At 55.0% G+C, this 17,805-nt stretch carries 15 protein-coding genes; 8 read left to right on the forward strand and 7 right to left on the reverse strand.

From position 1 onward, the window contains the following. Positions 1-128: 128 nt before the first annotated feature. Positions 129-1,415, forward strand: a complete 1,287-nt coding sequence (locus tag LF929_RS11920) for a chloride channel protein (protein WP_226093164.1) — start codon at positions 129-131, stop codon at positions 1,413-1,415. A gap of 44 nt (positions 1,416-1,459) precedes the next feature. Here LF929_RS11920 and LF929_RS11925 read toward each other — a convergent pair whose 3' ends face one another. The 6 genes from LF929_RS11925 to LF929_RS11950 form a co-directional block, all read right to left on the reverse strand. Further along, complete coding sequence (locus LF929_RS11925) at positions 1,460-3,043, reverse strand: ABC transporter substrate-binding protein (RefSeq protein ID WP_226093165.1); 1,584 nt, start codon at positions 3,041-3,043, stop codon at positions 1,460-1,462. A gap of 108 nt (positions 3,044-3,151) precedes the next feature. After that, entirely contained in the window at positions 3,152-3,835 is a 684-nt protein-coding gene (locus LF929_RS11930; RefSeq protein ID WP_226093186.1) for an ABC transporter ATP-binding protein, read from the reverse strand. Beyond that, the gene (locus tag LF929_RS11935) at positions 3,835-4,677 is read right to left on the reverse strand and encodes an ABC transporter ATP-binding protein (RefSeq protein ID WP_226093166.1); all 843 of its coding nucleotides are present in this window, start codon (positions 4,675-4,677) and stop codon (positions 3,835-3,837) included. The genes LF929_RS11930 and LF929_RS11935 overlap by 1 nt, the downstream gene beginning before the upstream one ends. Further along, on the reverse strand, positions 4,664-5,524 hold the full coding sequence (locus LF929_RS11940; protein ID WP_168365837.1) for an ABC transporter permease: 861 nt from the start codon (positions 5,522-5,524) through the stop codon (positions 4,664-4,666). The genes LF929_RS11935 and LF929_RS11940 overlap by 14 nt, the downstream gene beginning before the upstream one ends. Further along, positions 5,521-6,561 carry an ABC transporter permease gene (locus tag LF929_RS11945; protein WP_038904088.1) on the reverse strand — a complete coding sequence of 347 codons (1,041 nt, stop codon included), beginning with the start codon at positions 6,559-6,561 and terminating at the stop codon, positions 5,521-5,523. Before LF929_RS11945 ends, LF929_RS11940 begins: the two co-directional genes overlap by 4 nt. A 161-nt stretch (positions 6,562-6,722) precedes the next feature. Continuing rightward, positions 6,723-7,415 carry a gamma-glutamylcyclotransferase gene (locus LF929_RS11950; RefSeq protein ID WP_210175017.1) on the reverse strand — a complete coding sequence of 231 codons (693 nt, stop codon included), beginning with the start codon at positions 7,413-7,415 and terminating at the stop codon, positions 6,723-6,725. Between the two features lie 787 nt (positions 7,416-8,202). Between LF929_RS11950 and chaA the strand changes: the two genes are divergently transcribed. Both chaA and dauA read left to right on the forward strand, forming a co-directional pair. After that, positions 8,203-9,303 (forward strand): sodium-potassium/proton antiporter ChaA, encoded by a 1,101-nt coding sequence (gene chaA / locus LF929_RS11955; RefSeq protein WP_019846619.1) that lies wholly within the window; start codon positions 8,203-8,205, stop codon positions 9,301-9,303. Between the two features lie 324 nt (positions 9,304-9,627). Then, entirely contained in the window at positions 9,628-11,343 is a 1,716-nt protein-coding gene (dauA, locus tag LF929_RS11960) for a C4-dicarboxylic acid transporter DauA (RefSeq protein ID WP_210177245.1), read from the forward strand. A 74-nt stretch (positions 11,344-11,417) separates the two neighbouring features. On the opposite strand, the gene LF929_RS11965 is transcribed toward dauA, so the two are convergent. Next, positions 11,418-11,849, reverse strand: coding sequence for a hypothetical protein (locus LF929_RS11965; protein WP_038904086.1), 432 nt, complete (start codon positions 11,847-11,849; stop codon positions 11,418-11,420). A 227-nt stretch (positions 11,850-12,076) separates the two neighbouring features. On the opposite strand from LF929_RS11965, the gene rstA reads away from it, so the two are divergent. From rstA to LF929_RS11990, 5 genes are all read left to right on the forward strand, one after another. After that, entirely contained in the window at positions 12,077-12,820 is a 744-nt protein-coding gene (gene rstA / locus LF929_RS11970) for a two-component system response regulator RstA (RefSeq protein WP_019846616.1), read from the forward strand. Next, the gene (gene rstB, locus LF929_RS11975; RefSeq protein WP_016942429.1) at positions 12,817-14,172 is read left to right on the forward strand and encodes a two-component system sensor histidine kinase RstB; all 1,356 of its coding nucleotides are present in this window, start codon (positions 12,817-12,819) and stop codon (positions 14,170-14,172) included. The genes rstA and rstB overlap by 4 nt, the downstream gene beginning before the upstream one ends. Positions 14,173-14,247: 75 nt before the next feature. Beyond that, positions 14,248-14,781: an acid resistance repetitive basic protein Asr gene (asr, locus tag LF929_RS11980; RefSeq protein WP_368678943.1), complete on the forward strand. Its 534-nt coding sequence runs from the start codon at positions 14,248-14,250 to the stop codon at positions 14,779-14,781. Between the two features lie 350 nt (positions 14,782-15,131). Further along, positions 15,132-15,950, forward strand: a complete 819-nt coding sequence (locus LF929_RS11985) for a serine protease (RefSeq protein ID WP_038904083.1) — start codon at positions 15,132-15,134, stop codon at positions 15,948-15,950. Positions 15,951-16,235: 285 nt separating this feature from the next. Then, on the forward strand, positions 16,236-17,786 hold the full coding sequence (locus LF929_RS11990) for an L-lactate permease (RefSeq protein ID WP_168365842.1): 1,551 nt from the start codon (positions 16,236-16,238) through the stop codon (positions 17,784-17,786). The last annotated feature ends 19 nt before the right edge of the window (positions 17,787-17,805 follow it).

Genomic DNA, 17,805 nt, shown 5'->3' on the forward strand with positions numbered 1-17,805 from the left:
CAATGTGCGGTGATAATGATGTGCGGTGATAATGATGCGGCAATGCTATATGCCATGTTGCGATAATAAAATGTCGTGATAATAAAACATTACAGCAATGCGATTTTCCACAGCTGATGTGAGTGAGTATGTCCGAAATAATGTCCGAGAAAGTGTCCGGGAACCTGTCCCAGCGTTTTCGTTTTGTCATCGCGCTGCTGCTAACCGGCGTTCTGTCGGGTCTTGGCGGTATGTTACTGGCGCTGTTGCTCCACACCATCCAACACCTGGCCTATGGTTACAGTGTGGACCATATCATCAGCGAGGAAAGTTTTTTACAGGGAGTCAGTGCAGCAGAACCCACCCGTCGGTTTATTGCCTTGCTGGCGGGCGGGCTGGTCGCCGGGTTGGGCTGGTATGCGCTCTACCGCTATGGCCGTCGGCTGGTAAACATCAACGCGGCATTACAGGCCGATAAACCTGACATGCCGATAAAAGAAACCATCATCCATGCCTTACTACAAATTGTGACCGTAGCGCTCGGCTCACCGCTGGGCCGGGAAGTGGCACCGCGTGAGCTGGGGGCGCTGGCCGCCAACCATCTCTGTCGTACATTACGCATGACCCCGGAAGACACCCGGTTGCTGATTGCCTGCGGTGCCGGTGGCGGGCTGGCGGCGGTGTATAACGTTCCGTTGAGCGGTGCGCTGTTTGTCGTGGAAGTTCTGCTGGCGCGCGTTCAGCTCAAAACCTGTCTGGCTGCTTTTTTCACCAGTGCGACAGCCGCCCTGATAGCCCGTGTCGCGCTGGGTGATGAATACCAGTACCACCTGACAATGCCGCTGACGGTATCCAGCGACCTGACTGTCTGGGCACTGATCTGTGGGCCGATATTCGGGGTCGCCGCCTATGGGTTTAACCGCCTCACCCGCCACGCCCGACAGCATTCACCGCGAGACGCCTGGCTGATTGTCACCAACCTGCTCAACTTCGCGTTACTGGGGGCGCTGGTGATCAGCCTGCCGCAACTGGCGGGCAACGGCAAAGGGCCAGCGGAACTGAGCTTCACCAGCCAGCTGTCAGTATCGATGGCGTTACTGCTATTGGGATGCAAGGTGCTAGTGCAATGGGGCAGTCTGCGCGCTGGTGCGCAAGGTGGCTTGCTGACACCGGGACTTGCCAACGGCGCGTTACTGGCGGTGGCGTTGGGCGGTATCTGGTCGTGGTTCTTTCCGGATAATCAGCCGGGTGCCTATGCCGTCATTGGTGCCGCCGCGTTTCTGGCAACATCGATGAAAATGCCGATCACCAGTCTGGTTCTGATTATGGAGCTGACTCATGTCAGTGACGATTTCTTTGCGCCCATGGCGCTGTGTATTACCGGCGCGGTCGGTACCAGCATGCTGATTGAGAACATGACGGCAGATAAAAAATAACGCTGGGTACCCGGTGGGTAAACGCGCGGGCAATACAGCCACCGTCATTCTGATGGCACCGCTTTCGCCTTGCTGATTTCATCGAAATAGAGCATCGAATTGGTCATGCTCTGGCGGGCATTCACCAGCGAATTATGCACCGCGACCAGTCGCCGTCCCTGCAACATGAGCACGAACGGCGAGTCACCCCTGACCGCCCGTTGCAATTGTTGGTAGGTATCACGCCGCACCACGGGGTCGCACTGCGCGGCTGCCGTTCGCGTCATCTGGCTGAGTGCCGGAGGAACAGACCACCCCAACCGCCCGGCCAGCGTACCGGGCTGGCTAAGCGCGAACACGCTGGCATTACTGTTAGGGTCGATATAGTCTGGCCCCCAGTAGGTAAATACCGCCTCAAAGCGACCACTACGCATACGCGTCCACAGTTCGCTCTCCACCACCATCTGCACATCAATGCGAATATCGGCACGGGCAAAACTGTCCTGCAACGCCTGCGCCACCTCCACATACGGTGGCTGATTCGCCACCAGCAAGGTAAACCGGCTGCCCGCCGCTATTCCGGCATCGCGCAATATCTGCCGCGCTTTCGCCACATCCAGTCGAAACGGCTCTTCCTGCAACGCGGCATCAAAGCACTGCGGCAAAAAATTCTGATGCACGTTGAACTGTTTTTTCAACAATTGCTGCGCAATGCTCTGGTAGTCAACCAGCCAGCGCGCCGCCTGCCAAAAAGCGGGTTGCCCGAGAAACGGTGCTGTCTTGCTACGTGTATTAAACCCCAGATAGTAGATTTTGGTACCTGATGTCATTTGCACCGTCACGTCGGGGTGGCGTTCCAGAGCACTGAATTGATCCGCCCCCAGATCGTAAGCAACATCCGCATCGCCTTGTAGCAGCAACAGGCGTCGCACACTCGGGTCGGCCACGTCTTTTAAAATCACCCGCGGTAATATCGGTGGACGACGGGCATAGGGGTTGCTCTCCAGCAACAAAGCCTGCTGCGGCAAATAGTGTCGAATGTGATAACTGCCACTGCCTGCCGAATGCGTCTTCAGCCATTTGTTGCCGAAATCGCCCCTATTACTGTGTTTTTCCACCACTTTACTGTCGACAATCAGCGCGACGCTGGCCGACAGCAACCGCAACACCAGTTCACTGCCAATATCGCGGCTCCAGCGTATTTCCACGCGCTGATCGTCGATTTTGCGAAATTGCGCCTCGATATTGCCTGGCTCCCACCCCAGCTCATTGAGAATAAACGCCGGTGTTTTATTGAGCTTCACCGCCCGGGTCAGTGAATAAATCACATCATCAGCCTGTACCGGGTTACCGGAAGCGAACACCGCACTGGGGTCCAGGGTAAACGTCAGGCTTCGTCCGTCCGGGCCGGGATGCCAGTCGAGCGCTAACGCGGGTTCCAGTTGGGTGGGGTTGTCACGACTGTTGGTGACCAATCCTTGATACAGTGAGGTAAGGCAGCTGCTGCTGACGGTTTCAAAACTTTCCGCCGGATCAAAACTGATAATACTGTTCAGGGAAATGGCGACGACCAGCGTATCGTCCGGTGTCGACGCTGCCGCTGGCAGGCTGAATAGCAGCATCAGTAAAACGGCAAACCCTACCTTCATCGTTTCGTCCTCAGTATCGCGGCATCCATGTCATCAGAAGGATGGTGGTCAGCGGGATCCTGTTCTGTGGGATTACATTCAGTGAGATTATGTTCAGTGAGATTATGTTCAGTGAGACAGTAGCCTGCCGTCTTGCATCCACAACACACGATCACACATGTGTTCCATCACATTGCAGTCATTGCTGACCAGTATCATGGTCAGGTCGTCGCTCTCACGCAAGCGAGTAAGGACATTGAACACACGCGCCTGCCCGAGCATGTCCAGCGCGGAGGTGGCATCATCCAGCAACAACACGCGCGGGCGCATCAGTAACGTGCGCAATAACGCCATCAGTTGGCGTTGTCCGCCAGACAACTGATGCGGGTAATTATCCAGCAGATAGCAAGGCAAACCCAGTTGCCCTGCCCCTTGCGCCAGTCGATCGTCCACATCGAATACGCCCATCAACCGTAACGGGTCGCTCAGGGTTTTACGCAGGGTATGACGTGGATGCAACGACGCGTAGGGGTCCTGAAAGACCATCTGTACCTGCCGCCGCAAGACCGGCCCGAATGACCGACCGGGATAGATCGGCTGCTCAAGCAGTGTCATCGTTCCCGACCAGTGAGGGTTCAGCCCGGCCAGCGCCCACAACAGCGAAGACTTGCCACTGCCGGATGGCCCGGCCAGCCCGAAACACTCGCCCTGCACCACCGTGAAACTGGCGTTATGCACAACATCATGGCGCTGATACCCCTGCCAGTGCGCCACACTCACCTGCTCAACGACCACGGCCATCGGTTCGTGCATCATGCCGTTCCTTCCGGTTGGTCCGGCATCATCGGCAATATCTGCCCGTGTGTCTGTTTACCCGGCTGGGAATGCCAGAGCATCCGGGTGTAAGGGTGTGTCGCATTCGGTAGCTGTGACGCGGGCAGCGTATCCACCAGATGGCCCTGACGCATCACCAGAATGTGGGCACAATGGTGCACGACCAGCGGCAAATCATGGCTAATCAACAGTAATCCCATGTGGTGTTCGGTGAGCAAGTGGTCAAGTAATGACAGCACCTGCACCCGGGTTTCCCTGTCCAGCGCAAAGGTGCGCTCATCGATAATCAACAGATCCGGCTGGGTAATCATCGCCATCGCCAGCATCACCCGTTGAGCCATACCGCCAGAAATCTGGTGAGGATAACAGGCCAGCACCCCACCGGACTCCGCCAGACCAACAGCGTTCAGGCTCTCCAGCACGCGCTCTTGTCTTTCTTGGCGCGGCAACCGGGTGTGCAACCGCAGCGGCTCCTCCATTTGCCAGCCTATCGTGCGCATCGGGTTTAATGCCTGCTTCGGCTCCTGCATCACCATCGCGACACGCCTGCCACGCCATTGTCGCCACTGCGTCGAACTAAACCGCAGCAGATCCTGCCCGGCCAGCTCAAGCCGCTCCGCCTGCATCAGGCATTCATACGGCAACAACCCCATCAGCGCCCAGGCCAATAGTGATTTCCCCGCGCCGGACTCGCCCACCAGCGCCACCCGCTCTCGTCGCATACGGAATGACAACGGGTGCACCAGCACGTGCGGCTGACCGTTACGACGCCAGATCGAAAGATTTTCCACCTCCAGCAAGCAGGAGTCAGTGTTTGCCATAACGAGGATCCAGTCTGTCGCGCAGAGCGTTGCCCAGAAAATTAAAGGTCAGGCTGGTAAATAAAATCGCCAGCCCCGGCATGGTGGCAACCCACCACTGTTCCAGCATCACATTACTGCCTTCCGCGACCATCGCCCCCCATTCCGCCATCGGCGGTGGTGCGCCCAGCCCCAGAAAGCCCAGTCCAGCGGCCGCCAAAATCATATTGCCCGGCGTCATCGCGGCACGGGCCATCGCACCAGGCAGACACAAGGGCAGTACGTGGCCATACATCAATCGCCATCCACTAATGCCTTGCATACGGGCGGCCAGCAGAAACTCACTGTTACGCAGCGCCATCGTTTCAGCTCGCGCCTGTCGGGCAAACTGCGGCCAGGCACTTAACGCCAGCGCCAGTGCGCCATGCAGTAATCCTGGGCCCAGCACCGCGACCAGCGACAGCGCAATCACCAACCCCGGCAGTGCCAGCATGATATCCGTCAGTCGCATCAATACTTTATCTATCCAGCCACCCAGATACCCTGCACCTACCCCCACGATAAGCCCAACGGGAATCGTGATGATGAGAATCAGCGCCACCATGATCAATACAGGGCGGGTGCCGTAAATCACCCGTGATAACAGGTCACGCCCAAAACCGTCGGTCCCCAGCCAATGCGCCTGGCTCGGTGGTTGCAATCGCTGGATAATATTATGGGTATAAGGGTCGAACGGTGCCAGCCAGGGGGCGAAAAGCGCCACCAGCGTCAGTAAGGTCAGCATAAGAAAACACACATTGATGCTGTTAAACACAACGCGACGACGCGCTGGCCGACGGCTAACCGGGAACAGGAAGGTCCACCTCATCGTGTACGTGGGTCCAGCAAAAAGATCAGCGCATCCGCCAGTGCATTGAGCAGGATGAAACAGACCCCAATCAACAACGTCGCCCCCAGTACCGCCGGAATGTCAGCGGCAAACAGCGCCGTCGTCAGGTAGCGCCCTACGCCGGGCCAGGAAAACACCGTTTCCACCAGAATCGCCCCTTCCAGCAGGCTGGCGTAAGAGAGCATCAATACTGTCACCATGACCGTCTGGATATTGGGCAAAATATGAAAAAGCAGGATACGCCACCGACTGGCCCCCATCGCACGGGCTAACGTGACGTATTCTTTACCACTCTCTTCCAACAGCGCCGTGCGCAACATCCGTGCGATGCTGGCCATTGACACAAACCCCAGTACGCAGGCGGGCAGCCACAGGTGTGCCAGCGCGTTACGAAGCATCGCCAGATTGCGACTCCAGTCGCCGAACAACACAAATCCGGTCGGTAATTCGGCCGAATACTGGTAAACGTCATCGATCCGTCCCGGCCCGGCAGACCAGTGCAGCACCGAGTAAAACAGCAACAGGCTGAGTAGCCCAATCCAGAATACCGGTACGGAATACCCCAGCAACGCCACCGTGCGCACCAGATAGTCTAAAACACCGCCGGGTTTCAACGCCGATAACAGCGCCAGCGTAATGCCGCCACCAAATCCAAGCACGATGGCGCTGGTCGCCAGTTCAAAGGTAGCCGGGAAGGTGCGCAGTAAATCATCCAGCACCGGTTGTGAGGTGGTACGCGATACGCCGAAGTCGCCTTGCATCAGCGCGCAAAGGTAATCCCAGAATTGCAGCCACAATGGCTTGTCGAGCCCCAGTTGCTGGCGCACCTGGCTATAGGTAGCATCGCTGGCATGTTCTCCCGTGACGGGCAACACCTGATCAGCTGACGCTAAATGGGTTAACAGGAAGGTAAAAAACAACAGGCCCAACAGCGTCAGGCATAACGAAAGGAAACCACCCAGCACCTTGCCGGGACGCGCCGCAGTTCCCCATATCTGTTGATAAAATGAACTCATTGACGGTGGCCTTGTTGCCGGTCTGACAATCCCAGTCGTGACACGTTGCCTGCATGGTATCATCACTACCGCCGAACCGGTATAGACAACCGCCGCCTCAGTGTATGCCTACCCTGCTGGCTCACACCGTCAACGTACTGCCAGAACACCGCCAATAGCAATCAGCACGGGGATTCCTGTGCCGGGCCGATGGAGAGATTTTGTTGCAGCTCACGTACCCGCTGCGCCAGCGCACTCAGGCTTTCGTCCGCCATACCGTAGTGATTCAGTTCCTGTTCCAGCGCAAACAGATACTGGGCATTGGTACCGAGCGGCCCGCTGGCGCTGGCAATCAACGGCGCGATGCTCTGAATACAGGTATCCGCTTCCAGCAATGGATGTTCCGGGTTGGTGACAAACACCAGCGCGGTAATCGGCTCCCCGTTCTGACACCGTAACTCACACCACAATGGCCGATAACAGCCGGTCAGCATTTCGCGCTTCCACAACAGTTCCAGCTCGTCGCGCAGCGTCGTTTCAGGCAACCGATAGGCCAGCCCGGTCGTTTCGCCTCCCGGTTTCAACCCCAGCATGCGGCCGGGCTGACTGTGCGTACCGCGCCCTGCGGTAAGACGCAGACAAAAGGTACGATGCCAGCCGTAAAGCGTTGCCACACAGACTTCTTCGGCATCAAACACCGGGTTCCACATCAACGAGCCATAGCCAAACACCCAGACAGGGCTTTGATCGGGGCGGGATGCCAACGTACACGCCAGAGAAGCCTCTCGCTGCTGAGGTGTTAGCAGCAATGATTCGTCAATTTTTCCAAACGAGGTTTTACAATCCGCTTTCTGCAAGAAATCACGCGTCAACACTACCTACTGCCCTCACTAAAACGATTTTACTGCGCGGCTGCGCCGCCTTGTCTATTCTGGCCGATTATCAACCCTATAATCAACGCAGGTATTGCTTATTTCTACGGCAAAATATCGTTAATCTTTACCAGAATTATCATAAAGCCGATGAGCCATTAAGAACGGTAAGAAAATGCAATGGCAACAAGGTGGAATAGCCACGCCTTAAGCACTATCTCGCCCGTCCCCCGGCATTCAGTAGCATCACATCAGGAATCGCATCAGGAATAAACACCGGGCTTGCCGCCCAACGCACAACCATTCGATTCATGAAAAAATAGCACTCACGTCTTATTTATTACTCGATAACCCTAAAAACAACTATGTATAGAAAGATAAAGTGCGTTATTCTTTGGTAAAGAGAGTAAACAAAATAAACAAAATCCTTTATTATTAATCATATAAATATCAAACAATAAAAACCCTCAGCCACCTTTCATTTTATGAGGTTACCCTGAGGTTTCAGCAATAATTCAACACCGAGATTATCGACGAGGCAGCGAAAACATTCAGGTAACACCGCCGACTATGGCCAGCGCCAGGCTATATCGTGTCGGCAGCGATAAACACCCGGATACCGCCTCAGCATTGTTTTCAAAACGCATTGTTTTCAAAACGCATCGTTTCTCGCGCTGCATTGCTTGCAAGAAACCGTTTTTCACCACCTGTTGCTTTCACGCTATGTGGCTTTCACGACATTCTGTTTGCAGACGGTATTTTTTCAGACGGTATATAAGGAGACCCGATCATGCCGACATCCACTGACGCGGTGAAAACCCGTCATCACGAATATACCTTGATCTTCCCACTGCTGGCGCTGCTGGTGCTTACACTCTGGGGCGATAGTCGCAGCCTGTCCGCCATGGTCGGCATCAATCTGCTGGCGTTGGTCGGGATCCTTGCCAGCGCATTTAGCGTCGTGCGCCATGCGGATGTGCTGGCGCATCGTCTGGGTGAACCCTACGGGTCGCTTATCCTCAGCCTGTCGGTCGTCATTCTCGAGGTCAGCCTGATTTCAGCGCTGATGGCGACCGGGGACGCAGGCCCGACGCTGATGCGCGATACCCTCTACTCCATCATTATGATTGTCACCGGTGGTTTGGTCGGTTTCGCGCTGTTGCTGGGTGGGCGAAAATTCGCCACGCAGTACGTTAATCTGGGCGGCATCAAACAGTACCTGATGGCTATCTTTCCGCTGGCGGTACTGGTGTTGGTGTTCCCGGCCGCCTTGCCAGACGGCAATTTTTCGGTGGCGCAATCCATTATTATCGCGCTGATTTCAGCCATGATGTACGGCGTCTTCCTGCTGATCCAAACCCGTACGCATCAAAGCCTGTTTGTTTATGAGCACGAAGACGAGGGCGATGACGGCGACCCACATCACGGCAAACCTTCCGCACACAGCTCTGCCTGGCATGCCGTCTGGCTGCTGGTCCACCTGGTGGCGGTCATTGCCGTTACCAAAATGGACTCCCCGCAGTTGGAAGGGCTGCTGGAGGCCATGAACGCCCCGTCCCAGTTCACCGGTTTTCTGGTCGCGCTGCTGATCCTCTCGCCGGAAGGTCTGGGGGCGATTACCGCCGTACTGCGTAATCAGGTGCAACGTGCGATGAACCTGTTCTTTGGTTCCGTGCTGGCAACCATTTCGCTCACAGTCCCCGCCGTGACGCTGATAGCCACCCTCACCGGCCGGACGCTGCATTTCGCCCTCGACTTGCCCCATATCGTGGTGATGCTATCGGTACTGATCTTGTGCCAGATTTCGTTTTCTACCGGTCGCACCAATGTGCTCAACGGTAGCGCCCATTTGGCGCTGTTCGTGGCGTACCTGATGACTGTTATGCTGTAAACGCACCCCCCTTCCCGCTGTGCCGGTATCGACGACCTATACCGGCGCAGGCCGCCACTGATGAGCGACGATGAGCGACGATGAGCGGCATTGTGGCACGGCCTCAGTCGCGACACATTTACCCCGAAAAAACCCTTTCTATTGATTTATCGCTGGATCTTCGCCAAAAAACAGGCGTATGGTATCGACTTTGGACTGTGTCCTACCGTGGTGGCTGCGTTTTTTATTCGCGTTTTTCAGGCAACCACCGCAGGCGGCACACGCCCTGGCCGTGACGGGCCGCTGTCGACCCGCCTGTTTTTCATTGTTTGGTTCTTGCTTTCCATGAAATCACACCGAATTAACGGTATCAGACCGTTCAGCGCGCTGATTGAAGCCTGCTGGCGAGAAAAGTACACCTTATCGCGTTTTACCCATGATGTTATCGCCGGCATTACTGTCGGTATTATCGCCATCCCACTGGCTATGGCGTTGGCTATCGCCAGCGGCGTGCCACCGCAGTACGGGCTTTACACCTCGGCGGTTGCTGGATTGTTGATCGCCATCTGCGGCGGTTCGCGCTACAGCGTATCGGGGCCGACAGCCGCGTTTGTGGTCATTCTCAACCCGGTGTCGCAACAGTTTGGTCTTTCCGGGCTGCTGGTCGCCACTCTGCTCTCTGGGGTCTTTTTACTGCTGATGGGGCTGTGTCGGCTGGGGCGGCTGATTGAATACATCCCGTTGCCGGTCACGCTGGGCTTCACGTCGGGTATCGCCATTACCATCGCCACCATGCAGGTAAAAGACTTTTTTGGCCTGACGATGGCGACGGTGCCAGAGCACTATGCCGCCAAAGTCGCGGCGCTGGCGCTGGCTATGCCCACACTCAATATCGGCGACACCCTTATCGGCGCCACGACACTGTTGGTATTGATAGTCTGGCCCCGGCTCGGCGTTCGCCTGCCGGGGCACCTCCCGGCACTGCTGGCTGGCACCGCCGTGATGGGGGTGCTGTCATCGTTTCATATCGAGGTCGCCACCATCGGTTCGCGTTTTAGCTACCTGTTGGCCGACGGCAGCCACGGGCAAGGGATCCCAGCTATCCTGCCGCAGTTTGTTCTGCCGTGGAATATCCCCGCGCCGGATGGACACACCATGACGCTGAGCTGGCAAAGCCTGTCCGAACTGCTGCCAGCGGCATTTTCGATGGCGATGTTGGGTGCCATTGAATCGTTGCTGTGCGCTGTCGTACTGGATGGGATGACTGGTCGCAAACACCACCCTAGCAGCGAACTGCTGGGCCAGGGCATCGGCAACATGGTTGCCCCGTTCTTTGGCGGCATTACCGCGACGGCGGCGATCGCCCGCTCAGCGGCAAACGTGCGTGCGGGAGCGACCTCGCCTATCGCGGCGGTGATCCATGCCTTGCTGGTATTGCTGTCTTTGCTGGTGCTGGCTCCCTGGCTGTCTTATCTGCCGCTCTCCGCCATGGCGTCGTTGCTGCTGCTGGTAGCCTGGAACATGAGCGAGGCGCACAAGGTGCTCTATATCCTGCGCCGGGCACCACGCGACGATATCCTGATATTGCTGTTGTGCATGGGGTTAACCGTTCTGTTTGATATGGTGATCGCCATTACGGTCGGTATTGTGCTGGCCTCATTGCTGTTTATGGGGAATGTGGCGCGCATGACCCGACTGAGCGAACTGCCAGGCACCGTTGCAGACCAGCGGCTGGTGCTGCGAATCAACGGCCCGTTATTCTTTGCGGCCGCAGAGCGGCTGTTTACGGAACTGATGGAACGTGCCGAGCCTTATCCAACCATCATCCTGCAGTGGGATGCAGTCTCGGTGCTGGATGCGGGCGGCCTTAATGCATTCCGCCATTTTGTGGAATTGTTACCGCCAGAAAAACAGTTGATTCTTACCGATATCCCGTTTCAGCCGCTCAAAACACTGGCTCGGGCGAATGTGACGCCGATTGCCAACCGGCTGGGATTCTACGCGACGCTGGAACAAGCGCTGGCAGAAACCCAAGCCCAGCACGACTCGCTCAACACCTGACAACCGACCGGCCTTAGCATTGCGCGAGGCCGGTTTTCCTGATCAATTAAAAAACAGATAGGTTAAAAAACAGGTTAGCAAAATTCGGCTGACGCCACGGAATGCACCGAAAGGCATTCCGCCCGCTGGCTCAACACCAGTTCGTAGCCGCGACACGCACGCTCGATTATCTGCAACTGCTCGCCAGACAATGCATACGGTAACTGGATATCCAGTTCCGTCACCCCATGTTGGCACGCCAGTGTAATCAACCGAGAAAGATTGGTTTCATCGCTGGCCTGAGTGGACAACACCTGCATCGCCAGCTCCAGCAGGTCATCTTTCCCCGTGGCACCGGTCGTTCCCGCCGCCATGGAAGATTTGGTCACCATACCAAAAATAGGCATCACACCATATAACGCATCAACAAAACGCCAGCGCTTGCGGCACAGCGCACCGAGGTACGCCGTGTAATCAATACACATCCTTTCAGAGGAGCCCGCAGGCCCAGAGTGAGCCTCTTCCATCCCTTCTCTCCTTTCCGCCAAGCGACCATTGCCGTCGCGCCATTCACATCAACCATTACAACGTAAAAAGGATTAATAAGGTATAGTATCTCTAACAATTGTAGAGCTATACGGCAAAAGCTGGGGCTTTTCTGCTGGCAATGCGATCCAGCGCACCCTACGCTTTGGCCGTCGCTTCCATGCTGTCGCATGAACCATAATACGCGTACTGTTGTGAGTAGAATGTCATGTATAAAGTTGTTTTTGTTGAGGATGATCCGGAAGTTGGCAAACTGATTGCAGCCTATCTGGGCAAACATGATATTGATGTGCGCATTGAGCCTCGTGGTGATAACGCTCTGGCCTTCATCGAAGAACAACAACCCGATCTGGTGCTACTGGACATCATGTTGCCCGGCAAGGACGGCATGACGATTTGCCGTGAGCTGCGCCCACAATACACCGGCCCGATCGTTCTGCTCACCTCGCTCGACAGCGACATGAACCACATTCTGTCGCTGGAGATGGGGGCCGATGACTATATCCTGAAGACCACACCGCCTGCGGTTCTGCTGGCACGTCTGAGATTACATTTCCGTCAATACGCCGCCACACCGCAACCTGTCGTTGAGAAGAACACCCCGGAAAAAGCACAGGTGCAGGTGCATAAATCGCTACATTTCGGCCTGCTGTGTATCGACCCGGTCAACCGCGACGTCACGCTGGCGGATGAAAATATTCCGCTTTCCACGTCGGACTTCGATTTACTGTGGTTACTGGCCACCCACGCCGGGCAGATCATGGATCGTGAAGCGTTGCTCAAGGCGTTGCGCGGCGTCAGTTACGACGGTATGGACCGCAGTATCGATGTGGCGATTTCCCGTCTGCGTAAAAAGCTCTACGACAACGCGCTGGAGCCGGTGCGTATCAAAACCATCCGTAACAAAGGCTACCTGTTCGCCCCGAATGCCTGGGAGACCCTCACGCCATGAAAAAACTGTTTATTCAGTTCTTTCTACTGCTGTTTGCCAGCTTTCTGGTGATGACCCTGCTGGTCGGGTTGGTGTACAAAGTCACGGCGGAGCGCGCCGGTCGGCAATCGATGGACGACCTGATGAAAAGCTCGCTGTACCTGATTCGCAACGAATTACGCTCCATCCCCCCCAGAGAGTGGCACAAAACCATCAACCAGATGGATCTCAATTTGTCGTTCAAGTTACACATTGAGCCCATCAATAAATATCGGCTCAGCACGCTGGCGCAACAGCGGCTGATTCAGGGTGAAATCGTCGCGTTGGATGACGAGTACACCTTCATCCAGCGTATTCCGCGCAGCCATTATGTGCTGGCGGTCGGCCCCATCCCCTACCTGTTCTTCCTGCATGAAATACGTCTGGTCAATTTACTGTTTCTGGCGTTAATCGGGTTGTCGCTGGCGCTACCGGTATTTTTATGGATGCGCCCACACTGGAAAGCGATGCTGCGGCTGGAAAGTGCGGCACAACGGCTGGGCGACGGGCATCTGGAAGAGCGCACCCATTTTGATAATACCTCCAGCCTGTTTCGCTTAGGCGTGGCATTCAACCGTATGGCCGATAACCTCAACCAATTAATTACCAGTAAGAAACAGCTTATCGACAATATTGCCCATGAGCTGCGCACCCCGCTGGTTCGGTTGCGTTACCGGCTGGCGATGAGCGACAACCTGACCGATGACGAGCAGGAAGCCATCAACCGGGATGTCGGCCAACTCGAAGCGCTCATCGACGAACTGCTGACCTACGCCCGTCTTGACCGGCCGCAGGTGACGCTGCATCTCGAAGAGATCGACCTGTCGCAATGGTTGCAAAAACGGGTCGATGATTTTCGACTGGTGCACGATGACAAACTGATTGAACTGGATGTCGCGAGCGGTAACCAGTTCGGCTATGTCGACCTGCGCCTGATGGAGCGGGTACTGAATAATCTGGTCAATAATGGTTTACGTTTCTGCCAACAACGCCTGCGAGTCGGGTTGACGCTCGATCAGCAGACCGCGTGTCTGCAAGTGGAAGATGACGGGCCAGGTATCGCACCGCAAGACCGTGAGCACATTTTCGAACCCTTCATCCGTCTGGAGGCAGGCATCGAAAACAGCAGCGGCGGTTGCGGTCTGGGGCTGGCCATTGTTCACGCCATCGTGCGTGCTTACAACGGCACTATCGACGTCGACAGCAGCCCGTTGGGGGGCGCTCGTTTCCTGTTCCGCTGGCCGATTGTCACCACCAAACCCGCATCAAATTCTTCGTCTGCGAACCTTGTACAATCCGTTACACGCGGAAACCAAACACTCACAGATCGTTAGCGTCGCTTATCTTATGCTTCAGTCATCGGCCCACCCTGGGGCTTGAAATGTGAACGGGATAATGAGGAATTTACGATGAAGAAATTTTTAGTGTTGATCGCAGGTGCGGCTCTGGGTCTGTCCTCTGTAGCCTTCGCAGCTGGCACCACTGCTGCTCCGGCTAACGCCCCGGCAACTGCTGCCGCTCCGGCTAAAGCGGATACCGCGAAAAAACCGGTGAAAAAAGTTGAGAAGAAAAAAGCGACCCAGAAAGCTCAGGCGGCTAAAAAGCACAAAAAAGTAGCTAAGAAAAAAGCCCCGGCTGCTCAGAAAGCCCAGGCTGCCAAAAAACACAAAAAAGTAGCTAAGAAAGCTCCGGCTGCTCAGAAAGCCCAGGCTGCCAAAAAGCACAAAAAAGTAGCTAAGAAAGCTCCGGCTGCTCAGAAAGCCCAGGCTGCCAAAAAGCACAAAAAAGTAGCTAAGAAAGCCCCGGCTGCTCAGAAAGCCCAGGCTGCCAAAAAGCACAAAAAAGTAGCTAAGAAAGCCCCGGCTGCTCAGAAAGCTCAGGCTGCTAAAAAACACAAAAAAGTGAAAAAAGCGAAGAAAGTTGCTGCTCCAACAGCTGCTTAATTCACCCAGGTAAGAAATAGTTAATGGTCATGAACACCGGTAGCGATTATCGGCATGACAGTAGTGTTATAAAACACCCGGTTCGCCGGGTGTTTGTTTCATGGGGGACCTGATAATGCTGCGGCGTTATTCATTCGAAATCATGTTGTCCTTCCTGCTTATCTGCGCGTTGGTCATTGTCGTCTTTTTCCTGTAATCCGATTTCACTCTCACCAGCGCGCCCAAATCAGGTCATTCGATTCACCTGACTACCCTATCGTTTCCTGCTTTGATGTCGGCATGCTACGTTTATAGTGGATTGATGACGGTTACTACGCTGAATTTTTTCATTTTTAAAGGCCATTCATTACATGCGCATATCAGCCTGGTTGTTATGTTCATTGAGCGTGCTCGCCCCTTACGTGTGGGCCGATGACGACACCTCGACCCTGACGGAACAACAAAAACAGATCCTGTTCTTTAATCATGATGATCGCGATAGCGTGCCGGATACCTCCCAGTGGCCATGGCAGGCGATTGGTCAATTAGAAACCGCCAGCGGCAACCTGTGCACCGCCACCTTGATTTCACCCCATCTGGCACTGACGGCAGGCCACTGTGTCGTAGCACCGCCCGGTGTACCGGACAAACCGGTCGCACTGCGTTTTCTGTCGACAGAAAATGGCTGGCGCTATGAAACCGATAAAATTGAAGCGTTAACCAATAAGAAACTGGCCAAAATGTTAAAAGCGGACGGCGATGGCTGGATTGTTCCCCCCGCTGCCGCACCGTGGGATTTCGCACTGATTCGCCTGCGGGAAACGCCGCCGGGCATCCGCCCATTACCTATCTGGCAAGGCACGCAGGAAGAACTGAAAACCGCGCTGGATGCGGCACAACAGAAGGTTACTCAGGCCGGTTACCCGGAAGACCATGAGGATACCTTGTACCGCCATCAGGATTGCCAGATTACCGGTTGGGTCCATAACGCCGTGATGGCCCACCGGTGTGACACCTTACCGGGTGATAGCGGTTCGCCGTTGATGCTGAAAACCGCCGGTAGCTGGATTCTGGTCGGTATTCAAAGCTCCGCCCCGGACGCCAGCAACCGCAAGCTTGCCGATAACCGCGCTGTTGCGGTCACCGCTATACGCCAGCAGTTGGAAGCACTGGCTAAAGAGAAACGCTGATAGCAATGACCCGCCGGTATCGTCGCTGACATGCCGGCAGTTTCCCGTTCCCTCCGTTAATACCGTCTGCACCTCCCCCTTTTTTTGCAGTAAAAGTCCACAAATTGTTAATGGTATTAACCTTCTCTTATACCTAAGGGTAACCTATTCATACCTTTTAGCGACAAGTTGAAACTTATCTTTCAATGAAGCGATCCAGCCACCTGACCCGATTTTTTTATCTCTCTATAAACGATTACTCCTAGAACGATATCAATAAGTTACATTTTTATTTTAGGGAGCATCATGTACGAATACTTACAATTCTCACTTGGCGTGTTGCCATTAGTGATAATGATCATTCTGATTTTGAAAATCAAAATGCCCATTCATCATTCCGTCCTGATCACCCTGGTGATCACGGCAATATTGAGCATGACGGTCTGGCACATGCCGTTACAAACACTCGGGTCAGCCATTGGCTATGGGGTGATAAAGGGCTTATGGCCTATCATCATTGTGATTCTGGGGGCGATTTACAGTTATAACCTGATGCAAGAAACACGCAGCATGGATGTTCTGCGTGACGTACTGGCCAGCATCAGCGACGACAAGCGTATTCAGGTGCTGTTGATTTCCTGGTGCTTCGGCGGCTTCCTTGAAGCGGCAGCGGGCTACGGTACCGCCGTGGCGATTCCTATCGGTATTCTGATTGCGCTGGGTTTTAACCCACTAAAAGCGGCCATCGCCTCATTGGTGGCAAACACCGTGCCCACCGCCTTCGGTGCCGTCGGTATTCCGGTGTCGATTTTGGCAGAGCAGGTCCACCTGCCGGTTACCGCCCTGGGTGGCACGATCATTTTGCAACTGGCGTTGTTCAACATTCTGCTGCCGTTTGTGATTATCGCCATCATCGGCGACGGTGTGAAAGCGATAAAAGGCGTGGTGGGCATCACCCTGGTATGTGGGATTACCACCCTGATCCCGCAGTATTTTGTCGCCGTTCACCTGGGTGCAGAACTGCCGGCGTTTGCAGGCAGCCTTGTCAGCCTTATCGCGGTCGCGGCCATGGGGCGTGCACGTAAGGGGCAAACCGACCCGCGCTACCTTATCCAGAATAATACCCGCTCAGGGGCGTTGCCTTCAGGCCGTGAATTGCTGAAAGCCTGTTCTATTTATATGCTTATTTTTACCTTTATCCTGCTTTGTTCGCCGTTATTCCCCGGCATTAAGCAGGTTGTCGGGCAGGTGACCTCAACGCTGTCTTTCCCGTTACCGCAAGGAAAAGCGCTATCACTGAAAATCGACTGGATAGCCACACCGGGCGTTCTGATCATTATTGCGACCCTGCTGGGTGGTTTCATTCAGGGTGCCACATTAGGCAAGATGCTGAGCGTGTTAGCTAGCACGATTAAGCAGTTGAAAAACTCGATTATTGCTATCACCACTATCGTCGCGATGGCGACCATCATGGATGTCAGTGGGCTTATCGCCACGCTGGCGCAGACCATGGTGAATCTCACGGGGGGTGCCTATGTCTTTATCGCGCCTATCATCGGTGCGCTGGGGACGTTCGTCACTGGTAGCGATACTAACTCGAACGTTCTGTTCGGCAAGTTGCAAACGGTCGCGGCAGAAAAACTCCATATTGACCCCGTCTGGCTGGCGGCTGCTAACACCTCCGGGGCAACCGGCGGGAAAATGATCTCCCCGCAGAGTATCGCCATTGCGGTGTCCGCCACCCGAATGGACGGACAAGGCAGCGCCATTATGGCCGGTACGCTGAAATACTGCACCGCCTATATCCTGATTCTCGGGCTAAAAGTCGGGCTGTTTTATTATTTATTTATGTCTTAAACCTATTTATGTCTTAAAC

Origin of the sequence: Dickeya oryzae (assembly GCF_020406815.2) — a bacterium.
Classification (GTDB): Bacteria; Pseudomonadota; Gammaproteobacteria; order Enterobacterales; family Enterobacteriaceae; genus Dickeya; species Dickeya oryzae.